The organism is Variovorax sp. Soil_C_17 (assembly GCF_057657265.1).
Genome location: NZ_JBDGIT010000006.1, coordinates 288,869 through 314,191 on the forward strand (window position 1 = coordinate 288,869; position 25,323 = coordinate 314,191).

27 protein-coding genes are annotated in these 25,323 nt (G+C 65.3%); 17 read left to right on the forward strand and 10 right to left on the reverse strand.

Going from position 1 to position 25,323, the window contains the following annotated elements; genetic code table 11:
* The gene (locus AC3A6Y_RS26225) at nucleotides 1-642 is read right to left on the reverse strand and encodes a PepSY-associated TM helix domain-containing protein (RefSeq protein WP_487871156.1); all 642 of its coding nucleotides are present in this window, start codon (nucleotides 640-642) and stop codon (nucleotides 1-3) included.
* A gap of 108 nt (nucleotides 643-750) precedes the next feature.
* Nucleotides 751-1,227 carry a bacterioferritin gene (gene bfr, locus AC3A6Y_RS26230; protein ID WP_487871157.1) on the reverse strand — a complete coding sequence of 159 codons (477 nt, stop codon included), beginning with the start codon at nucleotides 1,225-1,227 and terminating at the stop codon, nucleotides 751-753.
* A 238-nt stretch (nucleotides 1,228-1,465) separates the two neighbouring features.
* On the opposite strand from bfr, the gene ahpC reads away from it, so the two are divergent.
* Both ahpC and ahpF read left to right on the forward strand, forming a co-directional pair.
* Complete coding sequence (gene ahpC, locus AC3A6Y_RS26235) at nucleotides 1,466-2,038, forward strand: alkyl hydroperoxide reductase subunit C (RefSeq protein WP_106556737.1); 573 nt, start codon at nucleotides 1,466-1,468, stop codon at nucleotides 2,036-2,038.
* A gap of 86 nt (nucleotides 2,039-2,124) precedes the next feature.
* Nucleotides 2,125-3,714, forward strand: coding sequence for an alkyl hydroperoxide reductase subunit F (gene ahpF, locus AC3A6Y_RS26240; protein ID WP_487871158.1), 1,590 nt, complete (start codon nucleotides 2,125-2,127; stop codon nucleotides 3,712-3,714).
* 36 nt (nucleotides 3,715-3,750) lie between these two features.
* On the opposite strand, the gene ppsR is transcribed toward ahpF, so the two are convergent.
* Entirely contained in the window at nucleotides 3,751-4,572 is an 822-nt protein-coding gene (gene ppsR, locus AC3A6Y_RS26245; RefSeq protein ID WP_487871159.1) for a posphoenolpyruvate synthetase regulatory kinase/phosphorylase PpsR, read from the reverse strand.
* Nucleotides 4,573-4,768: 196 nt separating this feature from the next.
* On the opposite strand from ppsR, the gene ppsA reads away from it, so the two are divergent.
* From ppsA to dnaB, 7 genes are all read left to right on the forward strand, one after another.
* Nucleotides 4,769-7,162: a phosphoenolpyruvate synthase gene (gene ppsA, locus AC3A6Y_RS26250; protein WP_487871160.1), complete on the forward strand. Its 2,394-nt coding sequence runs from the start codon at nucleotides 4,769-4,771 to the stop codon at nucleotides 7,160-7,162.
* Nucleotides 7,163-7,380: 218 nt separating this feature from the next.
* A complete protein-coding gene (locus AC3A6Y_RS26255) occupies nucleotides 7,381-7,911 on the forward strand; it encodes a hypothetical protein (RefSeq protein WP_487871161.1) in 531 nt (176 codons plus the stop codon).
* Between the two features lie 128 nt (nucleotides 7,912-8,039).
* Entirely contained in the window at nucleotides 8,040-8,414 is a 375-nt protein-coding gene (gene rpsF / locus AC3A6Y_RS26260) for a 30S ribosomal protein S6 (protein ID WP_068683060.1), read from the forward strand.
* Nucleotides 8,415-8,421: 7 nt separating this feature from the next.
* Nucleotides 8,422-8,724 (forward strand): primosomal replication protein N, encoded by a 303-nt coding sequence (gene priB, locus AC3A6Y_RS26265; protein WP_487871162.1) that lies wholly within the window; start codon nucleotides 8,422-8,424, stop codon nucleotides 8,722-8,724.
* Between the two features lie 18 nt (nucleotides 8,725-8,742).
* Entirely contained in the window at nucleotides 8,743-9,024 is a 282-nt protein-coding gene (gene rpsR, locus AC3A6Y_RS26270) for a 30S ribosomal protein S18 (protein ID WP_007830781.1), read from the forward strand.
* 13 nt (nucleotides 9,025-9,037) lie between these two features.
* Nucleotides 9,038-9,490: a 50S ribosomal protein L9 gene (rplI, locus tag AC3A6Y_RS26275; RefSeq protein ID WP_487871163.1), complete on the forward strand. Its 453-nt coding sequence runs from the start codon at nucleotides 9,038-9,040 to the stop codon at nucleotides 9,488-9,490.
* A gap of 188 nt (nucleotides 9,491-9,678) precedes the next feature.
* Nucleotides 9,679-11,082 (forward strand): replicative DNA helicase, encoded by a 1,404-nt coding sequence (dnaB, locus tag AC3A6Y_RS26280; RefSeq protein ID WP_309971751.1) that lies wholly within the window; start codon nucleotides 9,679-9,681, stop codon nucleotides 11,080-11,082.
* A 3-nt stretch (nucleotides 11,083-11,085) separates the two neighbouring features.
* Here dnaB and AC3A6Y_RS26285 read toward each other — a convergent pair whose 3' ends face one another.
* From AC3A6Y_RS26285 to AC3A6Y_RS26305, 5 genes are all read right to left on the reverse strand, one after another.
* Nucleotides 11,086-11,796 (reverse strand): helix-turn-helix transcriptional regulator, encoded by a 711-nt coding sequence (locus AC3A6Y_RS26285; RefSeq protein WP_487871164.1) that lies wholly within the window; start codon nucleotides 11,794-11,796, stop codon nucleotides 11,086-11,088.
* Nucleotides 11,797-11,856: 60 nt separating this feature from the next.
* Nucleotides 11,857-12,312, reverse strand: a complete 456-nt coding sequence (locus AC3A6Y_RS26290) for a GyrI-like domain-containing protein (protein ID WP_487871165.1) — start codon at nucleotides 12,310-12,312, stop codon at nucleotides 11,857-11,859.
* Between the two features lie 179 nt (nucleotides 12,313-12,491).
* Nucleotides 12,492-14,222, reverse strand: coding sequence for a PhoH family protein (locus AC3A6Y_RS26295; protein ID WP_487871166.1), 1,731 nt, complete (start codon nucleotides 14,220-14,222; stop codon nucleotides 12,492-12,494).
* 206 nt (nucleotides 14,223-14,428) lie between these two features.
* Complete coding sequence (locus AC3A6Y_RS26300) at nucleotides 14,429-14,899, reverse strand: peroxiredoxin (RefSeq protein WP_309904853.1); 471 nt, start codon at nucleotides 14,897-14,899, stop codon at nucleotides 14,429-14,431.
* Nucleotides 14,900-15,065: 166 nt separating this feature from the next.
* On the reverse strand, nucleotides 15,066-15,452 hold the full coding sequence (locus AC3A6Y_RS26305) for an Mth938-like domain-containing protein (RefSeq protein WP_487871167.1): 387 nt from the start codon (nucleotides 15,450-15,452) through the stop codon (nucleotides 15,066-15,068).
* 67 nt (nucleotides 15,453-15,519) lie between these two features.
* On the opposite strand from AC3A6Y_RS26305, the gene AC3A6Y_RS26310 reads away from it, so the two are divergent.
* Genes AC3A6Y_RS26310 through moaD form a run of 6 tightly spaced genes read left to right on the forward strand, consistent with a single transcriptional unit; the run spans nucleotide 15,520 to nucleotide 21,666 of the window.
* Entirely contained in the window at nucleotides 15,520-16,743 is a 1,224-nt protein-coding gene (locus AC3A6Y_RS26310; RefSeq protein ID WP_487871168.1) for a pyridoxal phosphate-dependent aminotransferase, read from the forward strand.
* A 43-nt stretch (nucleotides 16,744-16,786) separates the two neighbouring features.
* A complete protein-coding gene (locus AC3A6Y_RS26315; RefSeq protein WP_487871169.1) occupies nucleotides 16,787-18,109 on the forward strand; it encodes a homoserine dehydrogenase in 1,323 nt (440 codons plus the stop codon).
* Nucleotides 18,109-19,611: a threonine synthase gene (locus tag AC3A6Y_RS26320; RefSeq protein ID WP_487871170.1), complete on the forward strand. Its 1,503-nt coding sequence runs from the start codon at nucleotides 18,109-18,111 to the stop codon at nucleotides 19,609-19,611. The genes AC3A6Y_RS26315 and AC3A6Y_RS26320 overlap by 1 nt, the downstream gene beginning before the upstream one ends.
* Before the next feature lie 15 nt (nucleotides 19,612-19,626).
* Nucleotides 19,627-20,172, forward strand: coding sequence for a molybdopterin-guanine dinucleotide biosynthesis protein B (mobB, locus tag AC3A6Y_RS26325; RefSeq protein WP_487871171.1), 546 nt, complete (start codon nucleotides 19,627-19,629; stop codon nucleotides 20,170-20,172).
* The gene (locus AC3A6Y_RS26330; protein WP_487871172.1) at nucleotides 20,165-21,412 is read left to right on the forward strand and encodes a molybdopterin molybdotransferase MoeA; all 1,248 of its coding nucleotides are present in this window, start codon (nucleotides 20,165-20,167) and stop codon (nucleotides 21,410-21,412) included. The genes mobB and AC3A6Y_RS26330 overlap by 8 nt, the downstream gene beginning before the upstream one ends.
* A 2-nt stretch (nucleotides 21,413-21,414) precedes the next feature.
* Nucleotides 21,415-21,666 (forward strand): molybdopterin converting factor subunit 1, encoded by a 252-nt coding sequence (gene moaD, locus AC3A6Y_RS26335; protein ID WP_487842068.1) that lies wholly within the window; start codon nucleotides 21,415-21,417, stop codon nucleotides 21,664-21,666.
* Here the strand turns inward: moaD and dapA are convergent.
* Nucleotides 21,653-22,543, reverse strand: a complete 891-nt coding sequence (gene dapA, locus AC3A6Y_RS26340) for a 4-hydroxy-tetrahydrodipicolinate synthase (protein ID WP_487871173.1) — start codon at nucleotides 22,541-22,543, stop codon at nucleotides 21,653-21,655. The two genes, moaD and dapA, sit on opposite strands and share 14 nt — an antisense overlap.
* Nucleotides 22,544-22,791: 248 nt before the next feature.
* Here dapA and AC3A6Y_RS26345 point away from each other — a divergent pair, with 248 nt between their 5' ends.
* Complete coding sequence (locus AC3A6Y_RS26345; RefSeq protein ID WP_106556756.1) at nucleotides 22,792-23,268, forward strand: molybdenum cofactor biosynthesis protein MoaE; 477 nt, start codon at nucleotides 22,792-22,794, stop codon at nucleotides 23,266-23,268.
* Nucleotides 23,269-23,274: 6 nt separating this feature from the next.
* Here the strand turns inward: AC3A6Y_RS26345 and AC3A6Y_RS26350 are convergent, their stop codons facing one another.
* Nucleotides 23,275-24,264 carry a Bug family tripartite tricarboxylate transporter substrate binding protein gene (locus AC3A6Y_RS26350; protein WP_487871174.1) on the reverse strand — a complete coding sequence of 330 codons (990 nt, stop codon included), beginning with the start codon at nucleotides 24,262-24,264 and terminating at the stop codon, nucleotides 23,275-23,277.
* Nucleotides 24,265-24,456: 192 nt separating this feature from the next.
* Between AC3A6Y_RS26350 and AC3A6Y_RS26355 the strand changes: the two genes are divergently transcribed.
* Nucleotides 24,457-25,323: Clp protease N-terminal domain-containing protein (locus AC3A6Y_RS26355; protein ID WP_487871175.1), on the forward strand; the 867-nt coding region annotated here is incomplete at its 3' end.

Sequence of the window (25,323 nt, forward strand, 5' to 3'; positions counted from 1 at the left end):
TCAATGAATGAACAACAGCGCCAGCAGCACCGGCAGTACCAGCCCCATGCCCACCACGGGCCAGGTGAACGGCCGGTTGTTTGCGTGCATCTTGAGAATGAACAGGCCGGTGACCGAAAAAATGAGTGCGGCAGCCGCGAAGAGGTCGATGAACCAGCTCCAGCCGGCGCCCGTATTGCGCCCCTTGTGCAGGTCGTTGAAGTAGGAAAGCCAGCCGCGATCGGTGCGCTCGTATTCGATCTCACCGTCGGCCAGGCTGAGCCGCAGCCAGGCGTCGCCCCCGGGCCTTGGCAACGAGAGATAGATCTCGTCCTCCGACCACTCGGCCTCCCGGCCGGCAGTGTCGATGGCCCATTGCTTCTGCACCCAGTCCTGCAGTTCTTGCGGCAGTTCGGCCTTGCTCTTGCTTGCCTTGACCGACGGCAACTGCCGCAGGAGGCGGGCGCGCAGCGCGTCATCGATGGCGCCGGTGCGACTGCTCACCTCGGGCTTCGCCTCGATGCTTCCAGCATGATTGAGCGTGAAGCCCGTGACGCTGAAAAGCACCATGCCGATCAGGCAGAGCGCAGCACTGACCCAATGCCACTCGTGCAAGGTCTTGAGCCAGTAGGCGCGGCGGCGATTGGCGGGAGCGGCGGTCATCGGAGGCCGGCATTCTATCCTTACAAATGAGAATGAATGCTATTTGCATGCTGCGCGAGGCGCAAAAAAAGCGGGGCTCGAGGCCCCGCTTTGGTGGCGAAGACGGCCTTACTCGACCTCACCCATCTGCGACTGCAGGTAGTTCTGCAAGCCGACCTTGTCGACCAGGTCGATCTGGGTTTCCAGGAAGTCGATGTGCTCCTCGGTGTCGTCCAGGATTTCCTGCAGCAGGTCTCGCGACACGTAGTCGCGAACCGCTTCGCAGTGAGCGATGCCGTCCTTGATGGTGGCCTGTGCGCCCATTTCGGAAGCCAGGTCGCACTGCAGGATCTCGGGTACGTCTTCGCCTATGCGGAGCTTGGCCAAGTCCTGAAGATTCGGCAGCCCGTCGAGCATGAAGATCCGATCCATGAGCTTGTCGGCATGCTTCATCTCGCCGATCGATTCTTCGTATTCCTTCTTCGCCAGCTTGTCCAAGCCCCAGTGCTTGAGCATGCGGTAGTGCAGGAAGTATTGATTGATCGCGGTGAGCTCGTTCTTGAGCTGGGCCTGCAGATGGTCGATGACTTGAGGGTCGCCCTTCATGATCTTTTCCTTGTTATTGAAACCGTGGATTGTGGGTTCCTCTTGGAAGCACAAGCAAGAGAACCCATGTTGTAGCGGTCTGCATGCGTTTGATGGTGATAGGCGTTCGCATCTGCTGAAAAGCCGCCGCCTTCATAGTGCGCCGCAATATTTTTCATAGTTCTTTGCTATTAAATGCTGTCGATTGGTAGTTATACTAAACACTCGCTTTTTTCATCAGCCACTTAGGAATCCAGATATGTCCCTGATCAACACCGAAATCGTCCCGTTCAAAGCCACCGCGTACCACAACGGCAAGTTCGTCCCGGTCAGCAACGAGAGCTTCAAGGGCAAGTGGTCCGTCGTCGTCTTCTACCCGGCCGACTTCACCTTCGTGTGCCCGACTGAACTGGGTGACCTGGCCGACCACTACGCCGAATTCCAGAAGCTCGGCGTGGAGATCTACGGCGTGTCGACCGACACCCACTTCACCCACAAGGCCTGGCATGACACTTCGGACACCATTGCCAAGGTGAAGTACCCCCTGATCGGCGACCCGAGCCAACAGCTGGCACGCGCCTTCCAGGTCCTCATCGAGGAAGGTGAAGACGCCGGTCTCGCCTACCGCGGTACCTTCGTGATCGATCCCGAGGGCAAGATCAAGACCGTCGAAGTGCACGACAACGGCATCGGTCGCGACGCCAACGAACTGCTGCGCCGCGTGAAGGCCGCCCAGTACGTCGCCGCCCACCCGGGTGAAGTCTGCCCGGCGAAGTGGACCGAAGGCGCCGAGACGCTCAAGCCCTCTTTCGACCTGGTCGGCAAGATCTAAAGCCGCCCGTTCGCGCCAGGCCCGGGCGCGTTCGCACCCGGGCCTTTCTGTTTCCGTCTTCCGATTTCCAAAGAGGTGAGTCCACCATGCTCGACGCCGGCACCAAAGCACAACTGAAAAGCTATCTCGACCGCATCACGCAGCCGGTCGAAATCGTCGCTTCGCTCGATGACAGCAAGGCGTCGACCGACCTGCAGTCGCTGCTGAAGGATGTGGCCGATTCATCCCCGCTGGTGAAGGTCATCGAAAGCCGCGACGACAACCATCGCAAGCCTTCGTTTTCGATCAACCGGCCCAGCCAGAGCAACGGCCCGCGCTTCGCCGGCTTGCCGATGGGGCACGAGTTCACTTCGCTGATCCTCGCGCTGCTGCAGGTCGGCGGCTATCCGCCCAAGGTGGAGCAGGCCGTGCTCGAGCAGATTCGTGCGCTGGAGGGCGACTTCGAGTTCGAGATCTATATCTCGCTCACCTGTCACAACTGCCCGGACGTGGTGCAGGCGCTCAATCTGATGGCGGTGCAGAACCCGCGCATCAAGACCACGATGATCGATGGCTCCCTGTTCCAGGACGAGGTGAAGGAGCGCCAGGTCATGGCCGTGCCCACCGTCTTCCTGAATGGCACCGAGTTCGGCCAGGGCCGCATGAGTCTGGAAGAGATCCTGGCCAAGATCGACACCAGCGGCGTGGAGCGCGAGGCCAAGAAGATTGCCGGCAAGGACCCCTTCGACGTCCTGATCGTCGGCGGCGGCCCGGCCGGCGCGGCCGCTGCCGTCTACGCAGCACGCAAAGGCATCCGTACCGGCGTGGCCTCCGAGCGCTTCGGCGGCCAGGTGCTCGACACGCTCGGCATCGAGAATTTCATCTCGATCAAGGAAACCGAAGGGCCGCGATTCGCGCTCGCGCTCGAAGAGCATGTGCGCCATTACGACGTCGACATCATGAACCTGCAGCGCGCGGCGGCGCTGGTGCCCGGCGACGACATGATCGAGATCAAGCTCGAGAACGGCGCCTCGCTCAAGAGCCGCTCGGTCGTGATCTCGACCGGCGCGCGCTGGCGCAACATCAACGTGCCCGGCGAGCACGAGTACAAGAACAAGGGCGTGGCCTATTGCCCGCATTGCGACGGGCCGCTCTTCAAGGGCAAGCGCGTGGCCGTGATCGGCGGCGGCAACTCGGGTGTCGAGGCGGCGATCGACTTGGCCGGGATCGTGGGCCATGTCACGTTGATCGAGTACGACACCCAGCTGCGTGCCGACGCAGTGTTGCAGCGCAAGCTCAAGAGCCTTGCCAATGTCGAGATCATCACCAACGCGCAGACGACCGAGATCACCGGCGACCAGCAGAAGGTCAACGGACTGGTCTACAAGGACCGCGCGACAGGCGAGACCCGCCAGGTGCCGCTGGAAGGCGTGTTCGTTCAGATCGGCCTGGTGCCCAACACCGACTGGCTGAAGGGCACGCTCGAGCTCTCGAAGCACGGCGAGATCGTGGTCGACGCCAAGGGCCAGACCTCGGTGCCGGGCGTGTTCGCAGCGGGCGATGCGACGACGGTGCCCTTCAAGCAGATCATCATCGCGGCGGGCGATGGTGCGAAGGCGGCGCTGAGCGCCTTCGATCATCTGATCCGCACCTCGGCGCCGGCGGAGAAGGCTGCCGTTGCCGAGGCGGTGGTTTAGCGAGCGCTGCTCCGGACGCGCGAGGCCCGAGAGCGCTCAATACGTCAGCCGCTCGGGCCGCAGCTCCTGCAGGATGGTGGTCGCGATTTCTTCGATCGACTTCGTGGTGGTCGAGAGCCAGCGGATACCGGCCCGCCGCATCATGGCCTCGGCCTCGCTCACCTCATGGCGGCAGTTCTCGATGCTTGCGTAGCGCGAACTCGGCCGCCGCTCGTTGCGGATCTCGCTCAGCCGCTCAGGCTGGATCGTGAGCCCGAAGATCTTCTTGCGATGCGGCATCAATGCCGGCGGCAACTGCCGGCGCTCGAAGTCTTCCGGGATGAGCGGGTAATTGGCAGCCTTCAGGCCGTGCTGCATGGCCAGGTAGAGCGAAGTGGGCGTCTTGCCGCTTCGGCTGACACCCACCAGGATTACGTCCGCGTTGTCCAGGTCGCGATTGCTCTGCCCATCGTCGTGCGCCAGGCTGAAGTCGATCGCCTGGATGCGGGCGTTGTATTCCTTGCTCTTGCTGACGTCGCTGAAGCGGCCGATGCGGTGGTTCGACTTCATTGCCAACTCGATCTCGAGCGGTCGCACGAAAGTGCCGAACATGTCGAGCAGCATCCCCTTGCAGCCGGTCTCGATGACTTCAAGCACGTCCATGTTCGCCAGCGTGGTGAAGACGATCGGCCGAAGGCCCTCCACTTCGGCCGTGTGGTTGATCCGCCGCACCGCCTGATGCGCCTTGTCGACCGTGTCGGTGAAGGGCAGCCGCACATGGCGAGGCTTGATCTCGAACTGGGCCAGAACGGCGTTGCCGAAAGTCTCGGCGGTGATCCCGGTGCCGTCGGAAACGAAGAATACGGTGCGTGTGTGCATGCTTGGCGGCCTTGTCCTGCGGCGCGCCGACCTGCTCGGCGCCTACAATCCGGCCCATTATCGGGAATGCGCCCTGTCCGTTCCCGCCCACCCCCATGCTTTTATCCATGCACACCGGCTTTGCGCCCAGAGCAATCAGAACGATCGCGCCGCGCCGTCTGCATGTCGCCCCGGTTTCAACTTCTGGAGCTTTCCCATGTCTGCACTCTTCGAAGCGACCGCCCTGGTCGTACCGTTTGAAAACCTGAGGATGACCGACGTCGAGTCGGTCGGCGGCAAGAACGCCAGCCTCGGCGAGATGATTTCCCAACTGCCGCAAGGGGTGCGCGTGCCCACCGGCTTCGCGACGACTGCCCATGCGTTTCGGCAGTTCCTGGCCCACGATGGCCTGGCCGATCGCATCAGCGCAAAACTCAAGAGCCTGAATACCGAAGACGTCCGCGCGCTGGCTGCGGCAGGGGCCGAGATCCGGGCCATGGTCGAGGCCCAGCCCTTCCCGGCCGATCTCGAGCAGGCGATCAAGGATGCATTCGCCAAGCTCAGCGCGGGCAATCCCGAAGCCTCGTTCGCCGTGCGCTCGTCGGCGACGGCGGAAGACCTGCCTGATGCGTCTTTCGCCGGTCAGCAGGAGACCTTCCTCAACGTGGTGGGCATCGACGACGTGCTCCACAAAATGAAGGAGGTGTTCGCCTCCCTCTATAACGATCGCGCCATCAGCTACCGCGTGCACAAGGGTTTTGCCCACGACGTCGTGGCGCTGTCGGCCGGCGTGCAGCGCATGGTGCGCAGCGACCTGGGCGCGGCGGGCGTGATGTTCACCATCGACACCGAGTCCGGCTTCGACCAGGTGGTCTTCATCACCTCCAGCTACGGCTTGGGTGAAACGGTGGTGCAGGGCGCGGTCAACCCGGACGAGTTTTACGTGCACAAGCCCATGCTCAAGGCCGGCAAGCGCGCGGTAATCCGCCGCAACCTCGGCTCCAAGTTGATCCAGATGGAATTCGCCAGCGCCGCTGAGAAGGCCGCTACCGGCAAGCTGGTGAAGACCACCGACGTCCCGACCGAGCAGCGCAACCGCTATTCGCTCACCGATGCCGAGGTGGAGCAACTGTCCAAATACGCGCTGGTGATCGAGGAGCACTACGGCCGGCCGATGGACATCGAGTGGGGCAAGGATGGCACCGATGGCCAGCTTTACATCCTGCAGGCCCGCCCGGAAACCGTGAAGAGCCAGCAGCAGGGCAAAGCCGAGCAGCGCTACAAGCTGCTGGCCAAGGGCGCCGTGCTGGCCGAAGGCCGCGCAATCGGCCAGAAGATCGGCACCGGCCCGGTGCGCCTGGTCCACAGCATCAGCGAGATGGACAAGGTCCAGGCCGGCGACGTGCTGGTGACCGACATGACCGACCCGAATTGGGAGCCCGTGATGAAGCGCGCTGCCGCCATCGTCACCAACCGCGGCGGGCGGACCTGTCACGCAGCCATCATCGCGCGTGAGCTCGGGATTCCGGCGGTCGTCGGCTGCGGCGACGCCACCGATCTGCTGAAGGACGGCACGCTGGTGACGGTGAGCTGCGCCGAGGGCGACACCGGCTTCATCTACGACGGCTTGCTCGAGACCGAGGTGACGGAGGTTCAGCGCGGCGAAATGCCGGAGATCGACATCAAGCTCATGATGAACGTGGGCAACCCGCAGCTGGCCTTCGACTTCGCCCAACTGCCGAATCACGGCGTAGGCCTGGCGCGGCTCGAGTTCATCATCAACAACAACATCGGCGTGCACCCCAAGGCGATCCTCGACTACCCGAACGTCGATGCCGACCTCAAAAAGGCCGTCGAATCGGTCGCCCGCGGCCATGCGTCGCCGCGTGCCTTCTATGTGGACAAGGTGGCTGAAGGCATCGCCACCATCGGTGCGGCCTTCTGGCCCAAGCCGGTGATCGTGCGGCTGTCGGACTTCAAGTCCAACGAATACCGCAAGCTGATCGGCGGCAGCCGCTACGAGCCGGAGGAGGAGAACCCGATGCTCGGCTTCCGCGGCGCGGCGCGCTACCTCAGCGCGGATTTCGGCGAAGCCTTTGCCATGGAGTGCGAGGCGCTCAAGCGAGTGCGCGGCGAGATGGGCCTGACCAACGTGCAGATCATGGTGCCCTTCGTTCGCACCCTGGGGCAGGCGGCCCGCGTCACCGGACTGCTCGGCGAGCACGGCCTCAAGCGTGGCGAAAACGAGCTCAAGCTGATCATGATGTGCGAGGTGCCCAGCAACGCCGTCCTGCCGGAGGAGTTCCTGGAGTTCTTCGATGGCTTCTCGATCGGCTCGAACGACCTGACACAGCTCACGCTGGGGCTGGACCGGGATTCCGGGCTCGAGCTGCTGGCGGCCGACTTCGACGAGCGCGATCCCGCCGTCAAGGCCCTGTTGGCGCGCGTGATCAAGGCCTGCAAGGAGAAGGGGAAGTACGTCGGCATTTGTGGCCAAGGGCCCAGCGACCATCCCGATTTCGCGGCGTGGCTGGCCGAGCAGGGCATCGAGTCGATCTCGCTCAACCCCGACAGCGTGATCGACACCTGGCAGCAACTGGCGCAGCGCTGAAAGGCCTGAAGAGGGCGCGACGGGGCCGGTTTGCTCCGTCGCATTACCACTTTCGTCACAACTTCTGTCTGTAATTTCCCTGTCAGCTTGGACAAGTTACATGCGGATGCATCTTTGATGTCAAACTCGGCGCCCATGGGGAGGGAGCCGCCCGGTTCGCTCAAAACACGAGACCGCCAAGAGTCCGAGAGCCTCGGGGTTTCGCATTGAGGATGCCCATGATTCTTGTCAAGACAGAAGCCGGCCAGCAGGTGTTCAAGGACCGCTCGGTCCGCCTCACGCCGCGCCAGCGCTCGGCTTTCATCCTGTTCGACGGCAAGCGCTCGGTGAGCGAGGTGCTCGAAGCCGGCATGGGCATCGGGCGCGACGAAATCGATCAGATGGTCGAGCTCGGATTGCTGGGGCAGGTAGGCGCGATGGCCGAAGCTGCCAACGCCGGGACTGTGGCGATGCCGGCCGCATCCAAGCCATCGCCCGCCCGGCCGTCTGAACGCCCGGTTGCCGCGACGCTCCAGCAGGAGGCTTCCGCAATGCCCGCGATGGGATTGCCCTCGGCTCAGCAGCGTTACAAGGACGCGTATCCGATCGCTACACAGCTCACCGGCAGCCTCGGTCTGCGCGGGTTCAGGCTGAACCTGTCGGTCGAAGGCACCTCGACGTATGAGGAATTGCTGTCCCTGGCCCCCAAGATCCGCGCCGCCGTCGGCGATGACAAGGCGGTGGCGCTGGATCGCGCGCTGGGCATCTGAGCAGGACGGACCGACGGAGCACTCCAGAGCGGCGATCGCCTGCTACAATAGCCGGCTTTGCCTTGCCACACTGCGACTGACGCTGCGGGTGGCTTAATCCCTTCCACGGAAGATCCACAAGGAGTGCCATGCGTCACTATGAAATCATTCTGCTGATCCATCCGGATCAAAGCGAGCAAGTTCCGGCCATGCTGGAGCGCTACAAGGGCATGATCACCGCCGGCGGCGGCAAGGTCCATCGTGTCGAAGACTGGGGCCGTCGCCAGCTGGCCTACCAGATCAACAAGCTCAACAAGGCGCACTACCTGTGCGTGAACATCGAGGCCGAGCAGGCTGTGATGGCCGAACTCGAGCATGCCTTCAAGTTCAACGACGCCGTCCTGCGCCACCTCACCGTGGTCAAGAAGAAGGCCGAGACCGGCCCTTCGTCGATGATGAAGACGGTGGAGCGCGAAGAGGCACGCAAGGCTCAGCAGGCCGAGTACGCCGCCAACAACAACTGATGATGGCGTGAGCGCTGCCGCAGTCAATCAGCTGGTGCTGACTGCCTGCGTTGCCGAGCTCGGTGCCTTGCGTTTCACGCCTGCCGGCCTTCCTGCCATCGATCTGCGGCTCGAACACGAGTCTACGGTGACAGAAGCAGCCCAGCCCCGGCAGGTCAAGGCGGCCCTCAAGGCCGTCGCGTTCGGCGCAGTGGCCGAGCGTCTCGCGAGGCAGGCATTGGGAAGTCTCTGGCGTTTCCAGGGCTTTCTGGCCACACCGCGCAATGGCAAGCATCCAGTGCTGCACATCCAGGATTTTCAGCAAGATTAATTTTCGAGAGGTCCCACAATGGCCACGTTCAAGAAATTCAACAAGGACAAGCGTCCCAAGCGCAACACCCAGTCGCTGCTGTTCAAGCGCAAGCGCTTCTGCCGCTTCACCGTCGCCGGTGTCGAGGAGATCGACTACAAGGACATCGACACCCTGCGCGATTTCATCAGCGAAAACGGCAAGATCATCCCCGCCCGCCTCACCGGCACGCGCGCGATCTACCAGCGCCAGCTCAACACCGCGATCAAGCGTGCCCGCTTCCTCGCAATGGTGCCGTACAGCGATCAGCACCGCGTTTAAGGAGCCGGACACCATGCAAGTCATTCTTCTGGAAAAGGTCCTCAACGTCGGTGTCCTCGGCGATATCGTCAAGGTCAAGGACGGCTACGCCCGCAACTTCCTGATTCCCACGGGTCTCGCCCGCCGCGCCACCGAAGCCAACAAGGCCGAGTTCGAAGCCAAGCGTGTCGAACTCGAAAAGGCCGCTGCCGGCAAGAAGGCCGAGGCGGAAGCCCAGGGCGCGAAGCTCGGCGGTACCGCCATCAAGCTCACGCAGAAGGCCGGCGTCGACGGCCGCCTGTTCGGCTCGGTCACCAACCACGACATCGCGGACGAGCTCAACAAGCAGGGCTACAAGATCGCGAAGTCGCAGGTGCGCATGCCCAGCGGGCCGATCAAGACCGTCGGCGACAGCACGGTCAGCGTCGCTCTGCACACCGACGTCGTGGTCGAGATCACCGTCACCGTCTACGGCGAAAGCGCTTAACGCCTTCGGCCAAGGAGAAAACAAGGTCGCTTGCGATCTTGTCCTTGTGGGGCCGCCTTCGGGCGGCCCTTGCTTTTTTCAGGCGCAGTTGTCCCGCGTGCTGCACCGATAAGTCACCGCTTATCCACAGCGTTATCAAATGACGTGGCCCGTCATGCGCCTTAGCATGTGCGGCTGCAAGGAAGTTCATGTCCGCCGTCTTCTCCTACGCCGACAACGACCCGTCGGCCGACCGTCAAATCGCGCAGTTGCGCATCCCGCCCCATTCGATCGAGGCCGAGTCGAGCGTGCTCGGCGGCCTGCTGCTCGACAACGGGGCCTGGGACCGGATGGGCGATCTGCTGGTGGACAGCGATTTCTATCGCCACGAGCACAAGCTGATCTACGCTGCGATCGGCGCGCTGATCAATGCCAGCAAGCCGGCCGACGTGATCACCGTCTTCGAGCAGTTGCAGAACTTGGGCAAGGCCGAGGAGGTCGGCGGCCTGAGCTACCTGAACTCGCTGGCGCAGTACGTGCCGAGCGCCAGCAACATCCGCCGCTACGCCGAGATCGTGCGCGAGCGCTCGATTCTGCGGAAGCTGGTCAGCGCGAGCGACGAGATCGCAACCAACGCCTTCAACACGCAGGGCAAGTCGGTCGACAAGATCCTCGACGAAGCCGAACAGAAGATCTTCAACATCGGCGAGGAAGGCTCGCGCATGAAGCAGGGCTTCCAGAGCATGGAGTCCCTGGTGGTCGAGCTGCTCGACCGCGTGAGCGAGATGGCGGAGAACCCGAACGACATCACGGGCGTGCGCACCGGCTTCTACGAGTTCGACAAGATGACCTCGGGCCTGCAGCCGGGCGACATGATCGTGCTGGCCGCGCGCCCCTCCATGGGCAAGACTTCGCTGGCGATCAACATTGCCGAGCATGTGGCGCTCAACGAAGGGCTGCCGGTGGCGGTGTTCTCGATGGAAATGGGCGCGTCTCAGCTGGCGGTGCGTATCGTCGGCTCGATCGGCCGCATCGACCAGGGCCACCTGCGCACCGGCAAGCTCAGCGACGAGGAATGGCCGCGCCTTACGGAAGCCATCGAGAAGCTGCGCAATGTGTCCTTGCACATCGATGAGACGCCGGGGCTGACCACCAGCGAGTTGCGTGCGAACTCGCGCCGCCTCGCGCGCCAATACGGCCGGCTCGGGCTGATCGTGGTGGACTACCTTCAGCTGATGAGCGTCTCCAGCAGCATGAACGATGAAAACCGTGCCACGGCGGTGGGCGAGATCTCGCGCGGCCTCAAGATGCTGGCCAAGGAGCTCAAGTGCCCGGTGATCGCCTTGTCGCAGCTCAGCCGCGGCGTGGAAAGCCGCACCGACAAGCGCCCGATGATGAGTGACTTGCGCGAGTCCGGCGCCATCGAACAGGATGCCGACCTCATCATGTTCATCTACCGCGACGACTACTACAACAAGGACAGCAAGGAGCCTGGCGTTGCGGAGGTGATCATCAGCAAGCACCGCAACGGTCCGACGGGCACCGTCAAGCTGGCCTTCCTGAAGCCGCTCACCAAGTTCGAGAACCTCGCCGGCGGCAGCGACGATTTCTGAAGGCTACTGCAGCCGGGACGGCTGGGGTTCTCCCGGATCGCCCTGCAGCCGGCGCAGCATCTCGGCCAGCGTCTTGCCGGGCTCGTCGCGAAAGCGCTCCGGCAGGACCTCGACGCGATCGATGCGGTCGATGCGGAAACCGCGAAAGTCCTCCCGCAGCTCGCACCATGCCGAGAAGGTCCAGACGCGGCCCCAATAGAAGCAGCCCAGCGGTCGCACCACGCGCTGGCTCGGCGCGCCGCTGACGTCGTGATAGTCCATGCGCAGCTTGTTGCGCGACTGGACAGCTTCGCGCAGCGTCTGCAGGCGCTGCCGCGTCCCATCGTCGAGCGCGATCGAAGGCGCGAACAGCGCCAGGCTCTCCGCCGACACGCGCGCAGCCGGCGGGAGCACCGACAGGATCTTGCCGAGCGCGGTCTGGATGTCCTTTGCCATGGCCGGATCGACCCAGCTCTGGGCCAGCCGCGCCGACGCCACCAGCGCTGCGGCCTCATCCTGCGTGAACATGAGCGGCGGGAGGTCGAAGCCCGCGCCCAGGCGATATCCGACGCCGGCTTCGCCCTCGATCGGCACGCCCTGCCGCTGCAGGTCGGCCACATCGCGGTAGATGGTGCGATCCGACACCTCCAGCCGCTGGGCCAGGAAGGCGGCGGTCGTGAGGCGTCTCCCGCGAATCAGTTGGACGATCTGGAACAGGCGGTCGGCACGGCGCATGGGGACAAGCGATCAAGGTCGAGCAAGCTTTTTCTCGAAGTCTTCCAAGGGGCATCGATATCAGTCCAGGATCACGCCGATGTGGATGGCGACTTGATCGGGACCGCTGTAGGCCTCGAAATCGCTGCGATAACTGCGGCTGATCTCGGGGTGCTGCTCGAAATACTGCCAGATCGAATCCCACAGGGCGAGCACCATCTGCGGCATCTCGCCCTGGCCCTTGAAGACCAGGTAGTCGCCGGCTTCGACCTTCACCGCGGAAGGGCCGCCGGAGACCGCGACGCCGGTCGTCAAGTCGAAGGCGCCATGCGCGCCGGATTCGTAGGCCGAGTACACGCCGTAAAGGCGCATGTCGTCGACGCGGTTCGGCGTCACGGCATAGACGCGCTCGTCGAAGAAACGCGTCCAGAGCTTGCTCATGCGCGCCAAGTGGGGCTCGTTCTCCGTGCAGTTGCTGGTGCGTACGGTAAGGCCGGCGATGTTGAGGCCTTGGTGGCGTTGAAGCTCAGGTTGCATGGTCCATTCTCCAGGTTCATCTTGTCGCTCGAGGTCGAGCGCCAGACCGCAAACGCTCAGCGCGTCGGCGATCCGCTTGCGTGAAGTCAAGATGCCATGCTGCGCGCCGGCTACTGACAACGTCCTGTCAGCAGCCCTGGCGCGGCGAGCACAAACCCGGGTCTCGAAGCCGGGGCCAGCTACAGTACGTCGCTCGCGAAATCAGCCAGCCGCGAACGTTCGCCGCGTGCGAGCGTGATATGGCCACTGTGCGGCCAGCCCTTGAACTTGTCGACCGCGAAGGTGAGGCCGGAAGAGCCTTCGGTCAGGTAGGGCGTATCGATCTGCGCGAGGTTGCCCATGCAGATGATCTTGGTGCCGGGGCCGGCGCGTGTGACCAAGGTCTTCATCTGCTTCGGCGTCAGGTTCTGCGCTTCGTCGATGATCACGTACTTGTTGAGGAAGGTGCGGCCGCGCATGAAGTTCATGCTCTTGATCTTGATGCGGCTGCGGATCAGCTCGTTGGTGGCTGCGCGTCCCCATTCACCGGCCCCGCCGCCGTCCCCTTTGGCCAGGAACTCGAGGTTGTCGTCAAGTGCACCCATCCACGGTCCCATCTTCTCTTCCTCGGTGCCCGGAAGGAAGCCGATGTCCTCGCCCACGCTCACGGTCGCGCGAGTCATGATGATCTCGGTGTAGCGACGGTCGTCCAGCACCTGGGTCAGGCCTGAAGCCAACGCCATCAGCGTCTTGCCGGTGCCGGCGGTCCCGGTCAGCGTAACGAAGTCCACCTCCGGGTCCATCAGCAGGTTCATCGCGAAGTTCTGCTCGCGATTGCGCGTGTTGACCCCCCAGACGGCATTCTTGACCGAGCCGTAGTCCTTGAGCGTCTTGAGGACCGCCGTCTTGTCGCGGATCTCGGTGACGCGGGCGTACATGCTGGGTTCCCCCGGCGCCTCGAAGTAGACGAACTGGTTGATGTAGAGATTGGGCACCAGCGGGCCGCTGACACGGTAGAAGGTGCTGCTGCCGCTCTGCCAGCTTTCGATGGGCTTGCTCTGTCGGGTCCAGAAATCGGCCGGCAGGGCCAGCGCACCGGAGTAGAGCAGGTCGCCATCTTCCAGCGTCTTGTCGTTTTGGTAGTCGTCCGCTGCGAGACCCAAGGCGCGGGCCTTGACGCGCATGTTGATGTCCTTCGACACCAGCACCACCTCCTGCCTGGGACGCCCGGGGCCGTCCTTGGTATAGAGGTCGCGCAGTGCATGGACGACGCCCAGGATCTGGTTGTCGGCCTTGCCCTGCGGCAGACTCGTCGGCAGGGAGTAGTCGAGCGGGTCGGTCTGGAAGAACAGCTTGCCGCCGGCCTCCCGGTGGCCGGTGGTGTCCAGCTTCAGGCCCTTGCCGATGTCGGCGCCCTGGGCGGCGGCGAGTGCGTCCAGCGTGCGGCTGGTCTGGCGGCCGTTGCGCGCGACTTCGGTCGTGCCCTTCTTGTGACCGTCGAGTTCCTCCAGCACGATCATCGGGAGGAAGATGTCGTGCTCCTCGAAACGGAACAGGCACATCGGGTCGTGCAGCAGCACGTTGGTGTCCAGCACGAACAGCTTGGCCGGGCCGTTGGGCTTGCTGCGCTTACCCTTGACCGGGCTGGTCAGTGCCCTGGTTGCGGTGTCGGGGCGGCTTTCCTCGCTGATGCGCTCGGCGGGCAGCGGGGCCTTCAACCTGGGCAGGGGCGGCGCCTCGATGGCGGCGCCGCCTTCCGCGGCGTGGCGGTCGAACAACTCGAGTGGCTGAGGCCCGCTGGACCGAGTCTCTTCAGTGCGCCGATCGGAGGAGCGACGGCCGCCCTTCCCGTGCAGGGAGCGGGCGGGCGCGTCGTGCGCCTCCGGAGAAAGCAAGGCGGCGCGTTTCGTGGGGGCGGGGGGCAAGGGCATGGGGCGGTTCGCTCGCAGGAAAGAAGGGGCCAGAAAGCGAAAAAGCCGCCTGAAGACCCAAGCGGCTTTGTTCGGTGGATGCGGTCGCGGAGCTCAACGGCATGGAACCATTATGCACATCGGTTGTGACAGGTTCCGTGATCGTTGCGCATCGCCAACGCGTCCTGGTAAAAGCTCACGAATGTTGCCGAGCAGGCAGATCCGTATTACTTCTTCAGCGCCTTGACGGCCTTGAGGACTTCGTCGACATGGCCCGGCACTTTGAGGCCGCGCCATTCGGCCTTGAGCACGCCGTCCGCGCCGATCAGGAAGGTGCTGCGCTCGATGCCCTTGACCTTCTTGCCGTACATGATCTTGTTCTTGACCACGCCGAACATGTGGCACATCTTTTCCTCGGTGTCGGCAATCAGTTCGAAGGGAAGCTCGAGCTTGGCCTTGAACTCGTCGTGCGACTTCATGTTGTCGCGCGAGACGCCGAACACGGTGGCGCCGGCTTTTTCGAAATCCTTGTAGCGATCGCGAAATTGCATCGCTTCGGTGGTGCAGCCGGGCGTGTTGTCCTTGGGGTAGAAGTACATCACCAGCACTTGCCCGAGATGCGAGGTGTTCGAAACCTTGATGCCGCCGGTGGCGTTGGCGTCGAATTCAGGGATGGGTTTGTTGACAACGATCGCCATGAAACTTGTTTTCTCCGTTTGATTCCACGTTCGAGTCAGGCTTTTGACCCTCGCTTCTGGCTCGCGCTTCGAGCGCTCGATACGATGGAGATTGGGCGCCCCCTGGGTTCAGGACGTGAGGGCGGGCCGCCGGTTTGCAACCCGGTATTTTAGCTCGAAATGCCCCTCATTGCCCATCTTGCGGTCTCTCGATCAGCAGTGCCGCGACCACGTGCCGGCCTTCGCCGGCCAAGATGTTGTAGGTGCGACAGGCGGCCCCCGTGTCCATGGTCTCGACGCCCGTGCGCTGGGTCATCAGCGGTTGCAGCCATGCAGCCTGGGGAAAGCGGATGCGCGCACCGCTGCCGAAGATGATCAGCTCGGCACCCAGCGCGGCCAGTTGCGCAAAATGCTCGGCGCCCAGTTCGTCAAAGCGGCTGCAGCCCCAGGCGAAACGCTCGCCGCGCGAGCCCACCACCACGCTGCTCTCGATCCGTTCGTTATTGACAGCCACCCAGCCGGGGCCATGCGCAGTCAGGGTCTGGGCATCGGATTTGTCGGGCTGGAGCTTCATCGAGGAGGGCTGGGAACTGTGGTCAAATTATAAGTTTTCCCCCGTGCACCCCGCCCCTGGAGGGACTTTGAAACCGCTCAAGAAATCGGCCAAGCTGGCCAATGTGCTCTACGACATCCGTGGTCCGATCATGGACGCCGCGAAGCAGATGGAGGAAGAGGGCCAGAAGATCATCAAGCTGAACATCGGCAATCTCGCCCCGTTCGGCTTCGACGCGCCGGAAGAGGTCCAGCAGGACATGATCCGCAACCTCCCGGCCTCGTCCGGGTATTCGGACAGCAAGGGCATTTTCGCGGCGCGCAAGGCGGTGATGCACGAAACCCAGAAGCAGGGCATCGCGGGCGTCACTTTGGACGACATCTACCTGGGCAACGGCGCGAGCGAGCTGATCGCGATGGCAGCCAACGCGCTGCTCAACGACGGCGACGAGCTCCTCCTGCCCGCGCCCGACTACCCGTTGTGGACCGCGGTCGCGAGCCTGTCGGGCGGCAAGCCGGTGCATTACCTGTGCGACGAAGAAAACGGCTGGATGCCCAGCCTGGCCGATATCCGCTCCAAGATCACGGCGCGCACCAAGGGCATCGTCGTCATCAATCCCAACAACCCGACGGGCGCGCTGTACTCGGACGAACTGCTCAAGGGCATCGTGGCCATTGCACGCGAGCACAACCTGGTGATCCTTGCCGACGAGGTCTACGACAAGGTGCTGTACGACGGCGTCCGGCACACCGCCCTCGCGAGTCTCTCGAAGGACGTGCTCACGCTGACCTTCAACTCGCTGTCGAAGAGCTACCGCTCCTGCGGCTACCGCGCTGGCTGGATGATCGTCTCCGGCGACAAGAAGATGGCGCAGGACTACATCGAGGGCCTCAACATGCTCTCGAACATGCGCCTGTGCCCGAACGTGCCGGGTCAGTGGGCGATCCAGACCGCACTCGGCGGCTACCAGAGCATCAACGACCTGGTGAAACCGGGTGGCCGCCTGCGCCACCAGCGCGACCTCGCCTACGAGCTGATCACCGCGATCCCGGGCGTCACCTGCGTCAAGCCCAGCGCGGCGCTCTACATGTTCCCCCGGCTGGACCCGAAGGTCTACCCGATCGAGGACGATCGCCAGTTCTTCCTCGAGGTGCTGAAGGAGACCCGCGTGATGCTGGTCCAAGGCACCGGCTTCAACTGGTCCACGCCCGACCATTTCCGCATCGTATTCCTGCCCCATGAGGAGGACCTGCGCGAGGCGATCCAGCGCATCGCCGACTTCCTCGAGCGCTACCGCAGCCGCAATTCGTAGCGGCGGCGCCCCGGTTCCCCAGTTCCACAGTCAGACGAATCGAATGAAACCCATCCAAGTAGGCCTGCTCGGCATCGGCACGGTCGGTAGCGGCACTTTCAAGGTGCTCCAGCGCAACCAGGAAGAGATCAAGCGCCGCGCGGGGCGCGGCATCGAGATCACCATGGTCGCCGACCTCGACCTGGCGCGTGCCAGGGCCGCGGTGGGCGAGGGCGTGCAGGTGGTGAACGACGCGCGCGCCGTCATCGCCAACCCCGACATCGACATCGTGATCGAGCTGATCGGCGGCTACGGCATCGCGCGCGAGCTGGTGCTCGAGGCGATCGCGGCCGGCAAGCACGTGGTCACCGCCAACAAGGCGCTGCTGGCGGTGCACGGCACCGAGATCTTCGCGGCGGCGCACGCGAAGGGCGTGATGGTGGCCTTCGAGGCCGCGGTGGCCGGCGGCATCCCGATCATCAAGGCGCTGCGCGAGGGACTCACGGCCAACAGCATCCAGTGGATCGCCGGGATCATCAACGGCACCACCAACTTCATCCTCTCCGAGATGCGCGACAAGGGCCTGGACTTCGCCACCGTGCTGAAGGAGGCGCAGCGCCTGGGCTATGCCGAGGCCGATCCGACCTTCGACATCGAGGGCGTGGACGCCGCCCACAAGGTCACGCTGATGAGTGCCATCGCCTTCGGCATCCCGGTGCAGTTCGACAAGGCGCACGTCGAGGGCATCACCAAGCTGGCGGCGCAGGACATCAAGTACGCCGAGCAGTTGGGCTACCGCATCAAGCTGCTGGGCGTGACCAAGCGCAAGGCCCAGGGCATCGAGCTGCGCGTGCATCCGAGCCTGGTGCCGGCCAAGCGCCTGCTCGCCAACGTCGAAGGCGCGATGAACGCGGTGGTGGTCAATGGCGATGCCGTGGGCACCACGCTGTACTACGGCAAGGGTGCCGGCAGCGAGCCGACCGCCAGCGCGGTGATCGCCGATCTGGTCGACATCACCCGCCTGCACACGGCCGATGCGGCGCACCGCGTGCCGCACCTGGCCTTTCATCCCGACGCGATGAGCGACCTTCAGGTGCTGCCGATGTCCGAGGTGGTGACCAGCTACTACATGCGCATGCGCGTGGCCGACGAGGCCGGCGTGCTGGCCCAGGTGACGGGCCTGTTGGCCACGGCCGGCATCAGCATCGACGCGGTGCTGCAGCGCGAGGCCGACGAGGTGGGTGGCGAGGGCTCGACCCAGACCGACCTCATCATCCTCACCCACGACACGCGCGAAGGCACGCTGGACGAAGCGCTGACGCGTCTGCAGGCGCTGCCGACCGTGCTGGCGCCCATCGTGCGCATCCGCAAGGAAGAGCTGTCCTGATGCGCTACCTGTCCACGCGCGGCCATCCGGAGCGCCGCCGCTTCTGCGAGATTCTGCTGGAGGGCCTGGCGCCCGACGGCGGCCTGTACCTGCCCGAGCACTACCCGCAGGTGGACGCCGCCACGCTCGCCAGGTGGCGCGGCCTGTCCTATGACGAGCTCGCCTTCGAGGTGCTGTCGCTGTACATCGACGACATTCCGGCCGCCGACCTGAAGGCAATCTGCGCGAAGACCTACACCGCCGAGGTCTTCGGCACGCCCGACATCGTGCCGCTGCGCGAGCTCGAGGACGGCGTGTACCTGGAAGCCCTGTCCAATGGCCCGACGCTGGCCTTCAAGGACATGGCGATGCAGCTCCTGGGCAACCTGTTCGAGTACGAGCTGGCACGCCGAGGCGAGGAGCTCAACATCCTGGGCGCCACGAGCGGCGACACCGGCAGCGCAGCCGAATACGCGATGCGCGGCAAGAAGGGCGTGCGCGTCTTCATGACCTCGCCCGAGGGCCGCATGAGCCCCTTCCAGCAGGCGCAGATGTTCAGTCTGCAGGACCCGAACATCCACAACATCGCGATCGCCGGCGTGTTCGACGATTGCCAGGACATCGTCAAGGCGGTGTCCAACGACCTGGACTTCAAGCGCAAGTACAAGATCGGCACCGTCAACTCGATCAATTGGGCGCGGCTGCTGGCACAGGTCGTCTACTACTTCGCCGGCTATTTCCAGGCGACCAGGGCCCCCACGCTCGGCACTGGCGCGTCCTCGGTGCCCGCCGAAGGGGCTCTTTCGCCTCGGGGCGGCCCGACGACGAAAGGCAGCAACGACAAGCAAGTCAGCTTCACCGTCCCTTCCGGCAATTTCGGCAACGTCTGCGCCGGCCACGTGGCCCGCTCGATGGGCCTGCCGATCCGCACGCTGGTGGTGGCGACCAACGAGAACGACGTGCTCGACGAGTTCTTCCGCACCGGCGTCTACCGCGTGCGCTCCGCGGCCGACACGCACGAAACCTCCAGTCCGTCGATGGACATCTCCAAGGCCAGCAACTTCGAGCGCTTCGTGTTCGACCTGGTCGGGCGCGACGCGGCGAAGACGCGCAGCCTGTTCGAAGGCGATCTGGGCAAGACGGGCCGCTTCGACCTGAGCGCCGATCCCGCCTTCGCCGAGGCCGCCAAGCGCTTCGGCTTCGCGAGCAGCCGCAGCACGCACGCCGATCGCCTGGCGACCATCCGCGATACCGACAAGCGCTTTGCGACCCTGATCGACACCCACACGGCCGATGGCCTCAAGGCCGCGCGCGAGCACCTTTCGCCCGGCGTGCCGATGATCGTGCTCGAGACTGCACTGCCCATCAAATTCGCAGAGACCATCGTCGAGGCCTTGGGCCGAGCGCCCGAGCGCCCCGCGCGCTTCGAAGGCATCGAGGCGCTGCCCCGGCGCGTGGTCCAGCTGCCGGCCGACGCGGAGGCCGTGAAGGCCTATATCGCCCGGCACTGCCACGATGTCTGAGTCATCGAGCCGCGCATGAAAGTCATCGGCTTTGCCGGCTTCTCTGGCGCCGGCAAGACCACGCTGGTCGAGCGCCTGATCCCCGTGCTCGGGCTGCACGGCCAGCGCGTCTCGGTGGTCAAGCATGCGCACCACAAGTTCGACATCGACCATCCTGGCAAGGACACCTACCGGCATCGCGAGGCAGGCGCCTTCGAGGTGGTGGTGGCGTCGGACAAGCGCCTGGCGCTGATCCGCGAATTCGAGCGGCCGACGCAGCTCGGCGTGCACGAGCTGATTGCCGAGCTCGATGCGGGCGTCGACTGGGTGCTGATCGAAGGCTTCAAGCACAGCGATCTTCAGAAGATCGAGGTCTGGCGCGAGCCTTCCGAGGGCCAGGCGCCCCGGCCCGCGCGCTATGCCGAGGACCGCTTCATCGTCGCGATCGCCACCGACACGCCAGAGCACCTGCCCGCGGCCACCGAGCTGCCGGTCTTCGACCTGAACGACGTCGATGGCATTGGCACCTGGCTGCTGCAGAACGCGAACCGTTTCGAGTACAAGGTGGATCGCCATGGCTGACCCTTCCAAGCGCCCGCCCCTGATGCCGCTCGACGAGGCGCTGGCGCGCTTGCTCGCTTCGGCCACGCCGCAGATGGGCACCGAGTCCGTTTCGACCTTCGAGGCGGACGGCCGCGTGCTCGCGCAGGACGTGCGCTCGGGCCTCACCGTCCCGCCGCGCGACAACAGCTCGATGGACGGCTATGCCGTGCGCAGCGCCGACTGCGCCGCGCCGGGCACGGTGCTGCGCGTGGCCCAGCGCGTCCCGGCCGGCACCGTGGGCGCGCCGCTGGCCGCCGGCACCGCCGCGCGCATCTTCACCGGCGCGCAGATTCCCGAAGGCGCCGATGCGGTCGTGATGCAGGAAGACACCAGCGCACTGCCCGACGACAGCGACCTGGGCAGCGTGCGCATCGAGATCGCGCCGGCGGCCGGCCAGTGGATCCGTCGCGCCGGAGAAGACGTGGCGGCCGGCGACGTGGTGCTCGCGCGCGGCGAGCGCCTCACTCCCGCAGCGCTGGGATTGGCGGCCAGCGTCGGCCTCGACCGGTTGCAAGTCGCGAAGCGCCCGCGCGTCACGCTGCTGTCCACCGGGGACGAACTGGTGATGCCCGGCGAGGTGGCGCCCGAAGCGATGAAGCCGGGCTCGATCTACAACTCCAACCGCTTCTTCATGCGGGCGCTGCTGGTGCGGCTGGGCTGCGAGGTGCACGACCTGGGCATCGTCCCCGACCGCCGCGACGCCACCATCGAGGCGCTGCGCGGCGCCTCCGAGCGCAGCGACCTGATCATCACCACCGGCGGCGTCTCGGTCGGCGAGGAGGACCACATCAAGGCCGCGGTGCAGGCGCTGGGCCGGCTCGACCTCTGGTCGCTGTCGATGAAGCCGGGCAAGCCCTTTGCCTACGGTCGTATCGGCAACGCCCACCTCACCGGGCTGCCGGGCAACCCGGTTTCCAGCTTCCTGACTTTCCTGCTGCTGGTGCGGCCCTTCCTGCTGACGCTGCAGGGCGCCACTCGCGTGGCGCCGGCGCCGATCGCGATGCGAGCCGACTTCGACTGGCCCCGCGCCGACCGCCGCCGCGAGTTCCTGCGCGCGCGCCGCAACGCCGCGGGTGGCCTGGACCTCTTCGCCAACCAGAGCTCGGGCGTGCTGACCTCCATGGTCTGGGGCGAAGGGGTGATCGACACACCGGCCGGCCAGCCCTTCAAGGCCGGCGACATGGTGCAGTTCATCCCCTTCTCTTCTCTTCTCTGCTGAGCATGAAAGTCACCGTGCGCTATTTCGCCTCGGTGCGCGAGGCGCTGGGGACCGGCAGCGAGACCATCGAGACCGCCGCTGCCGACCTCGGCGCACTGCGCGACGAATTGATCGCACGCGGCGAGCCGCACGCCAGCGCGCTGGCCCGCGGCAAGGCGGTGCGCATGGCGCTGGACCAGGTCATGAGCGCCGAGGGCGCTGCGTTGCGCGAAGGCCAGGAAGTGGCCTTCTTCCCGCCGGTCACGGGCGGTTGAGCGCGGTGAGCAACTGAGACAGGCGCTCGCGCAGCGCATCGCCGGCGCGTGTCATCGGCGCACGCAAGGCGTCCTGCATCAGGCCCTGCTGCGCGAGCACGGCCTTCAGCGGTCCGGGATTCGGCTCGGCGAACAAGGCCTCGATCAGCGGCAGCAGCGGCTGCCACAGCGCGCGTGCCTCGGCCAGCCGGCCGTCGCGGAGCAGGCGGATCAGCCGTGCGAAACGTGCGGTCTGCAAATGCGCGCTGGCTGCGATGGCGCCGACACCGCCCTCAGCTATGGTCGAGAAGATCTGCGCGTCCTCGCCGGCCAGCACCTGCAGCCGGCCATCGGCGATCAGGGCGCGGGTCTTGGCCATGTCGCCGCCGCAGTCCTTCAGGCCGCGGATGCGCGGATCGGCCGCGAGCGCGAGCAGGGTCTCGCGCGTGATGGCGGCACCGGTGCGGTAGGGAATGTCGTAGACCAGGATCGGCACCGCGCTGGCCTGCGCGATGGCTTCGAACCAGGCCTGCAGGCCGGCCTGCGAGGGCCGGATGTAGCTCGGTGCCGGCACGAGCAGCCCGGCGAGAGCCTGCTCGCTCAGTTGGCGGGCCCACGCGATAGTCTTGCCCAGGTGGTAGCCCGAGAGGCCCATGATGCGCGGCAAGGCAGGTGCGGCCCGCGCGACGGTGGCCAGCACGGCCAACTGCTCGTCGGCATCGAGCGCCGCGGCCTCGCCGGTCGAGCCGCAGACCACGAAGCCGGCAATGCCGGAAGGCGCGAGCCCCTCTGCGAGCGCAGCCAGCGCGGCATGGTCGACCGCATCGCCGCGAAAGGGCGTGACGAGCGGGATCCAGAGGCCCGAGAAATCAGGGGTGGGGAAAGAAGTGGAATGCACGCGGATTTCCTTTGAGACCAGACCGATGGATGAACCACCGTCGGACGCGCGCACAGAACGAGGCTGAAAAATCGAACCCTGCAGTTCCGTCGCTCATCCGACGACGGAACCGAAGCTCCGGTCAGACGAGCTCGGGTTTCTTGGCTTTGCCGCCCACGCGCATGCGGACCATCGCGGCGGGCGATAGAAAGCAGCGGTGCGCGGGGGAAGGCATGCGCCGCAGTCTAGCGCGGTGCCACAATCCCGCCATGAGCGGCCCGCGCGTTTTTATCCAGACAGCCGATTTCGACCTCGCGAAGGAGGTCGCCGCGTTGCGCGCGGACGACAAGCGTGTGGGCGCTGTCTGCAGCTTCGTCGGCACCGTGCGCGACCGCAACGATGGCGATGCGGTGGCATCGATGGAGCTCGAGCACTACCCGGGCATGACCGAGAAGTCCATCGAGGCCATGATCGACGAGGCCCATCGCCGCTTCGACATCCTCGGCGCGCGCGTGATCCATCGCGTGGGCCTCCTGCAGCCGCTCGACCAGATCATGATGGTGGCCGTGATCTCCGCCCACCGGGGCCAGAGCTTTCAGGCCTGCGAGTTCCTGATGGATTACCTCAAGACCCAGGCGCCGTTCTGGAAGAAGGAACAGACGCCCGAGGGCGCGCGCTGGGTCGATGCGCGCGTCGATGACGATGCGGCCCTCGCCCGGTGGGGCATCCAGGCCGGCAACGCCTAGACGGGCCTACTGCGGCGTGAAGCCGCTCGCCTTGATGATGCCTGCCCAAGTCTGCGTGTAGCTGCGCACGCGGCCCGCGAACTGGCCTTGCGGCTCGTACGCCACCGTCAGGCCCATGGTCATGAGTTTCTGCTTCACGTCCGGCATGGCCAACACCTTGGCGAGCGCCTCGCCGAAGCGGTCGATCACCGGCTGCGGCGTGCCCACGGGCGCGAACACGCCGTAGTAGGGCAGGTCCTCCAGGTTGGCGAAGCCCAGCTCGGTGAAGGTCGGCACCTGCGGCAGCAGCGCCTGGCGCTTGGCGCCGATGGTGGCCACGATGCGCAGCTTGCCGGCGCGGTGGTTCTCGATGAAGTCGGGCACGGATGCAATGCCGGCGCTGATCTGGTTTCCCAGCATGTCCGCCGTCATGGGCGCGCTGCCGCGGTAGGGCGCCGCCTGCACGTCGATCTTGTACTTGGTGCCGATCATCTTCACCAGGAACTCGGGGATCGAGGCCGGCGCGGGCACGCCGATGGTGTCCTTGCCGCCGCGCTGGGTGCGCACCCATTTCAAGTACTCGTCGAGGTTCTTCGCCGGCGTGCCGCCGGAGACCGCCAGCACGTTCGCGAAGGTCGCGAAGCCTGCCACGGGCACGAAGTCGTTGGCCGAGTTGTAGCCCGGGTTCTTCACCACCTGCGGGAGGATGGAGATGGTGTGGTCGTGCGACAGCAGCAGCGTGTGGCCGTCGGCCGGCGCCGCCTTGAGCGCCTGGGCGGCGATCTGGCCGCCGGCGCCGGCGCGGTTCTCGACCACCACCGGCGCGCCCAGCTGGTCCTTGAGCTTCTCGCCCAGGGTGCGGGCGATGGCATCGGTGCCGGCGCCGGCCGGGAAGCCGACCAGCAGCCTGATCGGCGCGCCTTGCTGCTGCGCCTGCGAGAGGCCCGAAAAGCCGGCCACCGCGGCCACCAGCCCCAGCGCAAGAACACGGCGCGACGTGCGCGGCGCGTCAGCCATCCACCTTGAACAGAACATGAGATCGACTCCAGACATTGATGAAGAAAGATGCAGGTCGGGCAACTCGCGTGCCCACCCTCCGGGAGGGCTATTCTGAACGAGCGCGACGCGGGCGCCGGGCCGTGCTATCACCTGCTCGGCTTGAATTTCCTGCGCCGGGCCCTAGATGCCCTGGAATCGGAGTTTTCATTCATGCGCCAAGACAAACTCACCACCAAATTCCAGGAAGCCCTCGCCGATGCCCAGTCGCTCGCGCTGGGCAATGACAACGCCTACATCGAGCCGGTCCACCTGCTGGTGGCCATGCTGCGCCAGGACGATGGGCCGCGTGCGCTGCTCGAGCGCGCCGGCGCCAACGTGCCGGGCCTGCTGAATGCTGCCGAGGCGGCGATCAAGAGGCTGCCCCAGGTGCAGGGCCACGAGCAGGTGCAGGTCGGACCCGAGCTGGGCAAGCTGCTGCAGGCGACCGAGAAGGAGGCCATCAAGCGCAACGACCAATTCATCGCCGCCGAGCTCTTCCTGCTCGCCCTGGCCGACAGCAAGGCCGAGATCGGCAACCTGGCGCGCAGCCACGGCGTGACGCGCAAGTCGGTCGAGGCCGCCATCGAGGCCGTGCGCGGCGGGCAGGGCGTGAACAGCGCCGATGCCGAAGGCCAGCGCGAGGCCCTCAAGAAATACACCCTCGACCTGACCGAGCGCGCCCGCCTGGGCAAGCTCGACCCGGTGATCGGGCGTGACGAGGAGATCCGCCGCGCCATCCAGGTGCTGCAGCGCCGCACCAAGAACAACCCCGTGCTCATCGGCGAGCCCGGCGTGGGCAAGACCGCCATCGTCGAAGGGCTGGCGCAGCGCATCGTCGCCGGCGAAGTGCCCGAGTCGCTCAAGGGCAAGCGCGTGCTGTCGCTGGACATGGCGGCGCTGCTGGCGGGCGCCAAGTACCGCGGCGAGTTCGAGGAGCGGCTCAAGACCGTGCTGCACGAGCTGGCCAAGGACGAGGGCCGCACCATCGTCTTCATCGACGAGCTGCACACGATGGTCGGCGCCGGCAAGGCCGAGGGC

Coding starts and splice junctions, on each gene's coding strand:
- AC3A6Y_RS26255 (WP_487871161.1), top strand. CDS start 7,381: ATGATTCTTGTCAAGACAGAAGCCGGCCAGCAGGTGTTCAAGGACCGC.
- bfr (WP_487871157.1), bottom strand. CDS start 1,227: ATGAAGGGCGACCCTCAAGTCATCGACCATCTGCAGGCCCAGCTCAAG.
- dnaB (WP_309971751.1), top strand. CDS start 9,679: ATGTCCGCCGTCTTCTCCTACGCCGACAACGACCCGTCGGCCGACCGT.
- AC3A6Y_RS26295 (WP_487871166.1), bottom strand. CDS start 14,222: ATGCCCTTGCCCCCCGCCCCCACGAAACGCGCCGCCTTGCTTTCTCCG.
- moaD (WP_487842068.1), top strand. CDS start 21,415: ATGAAAGTCACCGTGCGCTATTTCGCCTCGGTGCGCGAGGCGCTGGGG.
- AC3A6Y_RS26285 (WP_487871164.1), bottom strand. CDS start 11,796: ATGCGCCGTGCCGACCGCCTGTTCCAGATCGTCCAACTGATTCGCGGG.
- rpsR (WP_007830781.1), top strand. CDS start 8,743: ATGGCCACGTTCAAGAAATTCAACAAGGACAAGCGTCCCAAGCGCAAC.
- rpsF (WP_068683060.1), top strand. CDS start 8,040: ATGCGTCACTATGAAATCATTCTGCTGATCCATCCGGATCAAAGCGAG.
- ppsR (WP_487871159.1), bottom strand. CDS start 4,572: ATGCACACACGCACCGTATTCTTCGTTTCCGACGGCACCGGGATCACC.
- AC3A6Y_RS26290 (WP_487871165.1), bottom strand. CDS start 12,312: ATGCAACCTGAGCTTCAACGCCACCAAGGCCTCAACATCGCCGGCCTT.
- AC3A6Y_RS26350 (WP_487871174.1), bottom strand. CDS start 24,264: ATGGCTGACGCGCCGCGCACGTCGCGCCGTGTTCTTGCGCTGGGGCTG.
- AC3A6Y_RS26305 (WP_487871167.1), bottom strand. CDS start 15,452: ATGAAGCTCCAGCCCGACAAATCCGATGCCCAGACCCTGACTGCGCAT.
- AC3A6Y_RS26345 (WP_106556756.1), top strand. CDS start 22,792: ATGAGCGGCCCGCGCGTTTTTATCCAGACAGCCGATTTCGACCTCGCG.
- ahpC (WP_106556737.1), top strand. CDS start 1,466: ATGTCCCTGATCAACACCGAAATCGTCCCGTTCAAAGCCACCGCGTAC.
- AC3A6Y_RS26320 (WP_487871170.1), top strand. CDS start 18,109: ATGCGCTACCTGTCCACGCGCGGCCATCCGGAGCGCCGCCGCTTCTGC.
- ahpF (WP_487871158.1), top strand. CDS start 2,125: ATGCTCGACGCCGGCACCAAAGCACAACTGAAAAGCTATCTCGACCGC.
- AC3A6Y_RS26300 (WP_309904853.1), bottom strand. CDS start 14,899: ATGGCGATCGTTGTCAACAAACCCATCCCTGAATTCGACGCCAACGCC.
- AC3A6Y_RS26315 (WP_487871169.1), top strand. CDS start 16,787: ATGAAACCCATCCAAGTAGGCCTGCTCGGCATCGGCACGGTCGGTAGC.
- ppsA (WP_487871160.1), top strand. CDS start 4,769: ATGTCTGCACTCTTCGAAGCGACCGCCCTGGTCGTACCGTTTGAAAAC.
- AC3A6Y_RS26330 (WP_487871172.1), top strand. CDS start 20,165: ATGGCTGACCCTTCCAAGCGCCCGCCCCTGATGCCGCTCGACGAGGCG.
- rplI (WP_487871163.1), top strand. CDS start 9,038: ATGCAAGTCATTCTTCTGGAAAAGGTCCTCAACGTCGGTGTCCTCGGC.
- mobB (WP_487871171.1), top strand. CDS start 19,627: ATGAAAGTCATCGGCTTTGCCGGCTTCTCTGGCGCCGGCAAGACCACG.
- AC3A6Y_RS26225 (WP_487871156.1), bottom strand. CDS start 642: ATGACCGCCGCTCCCGCCAATCGCCGCCGCGCCTACTGGCTCAAGACC.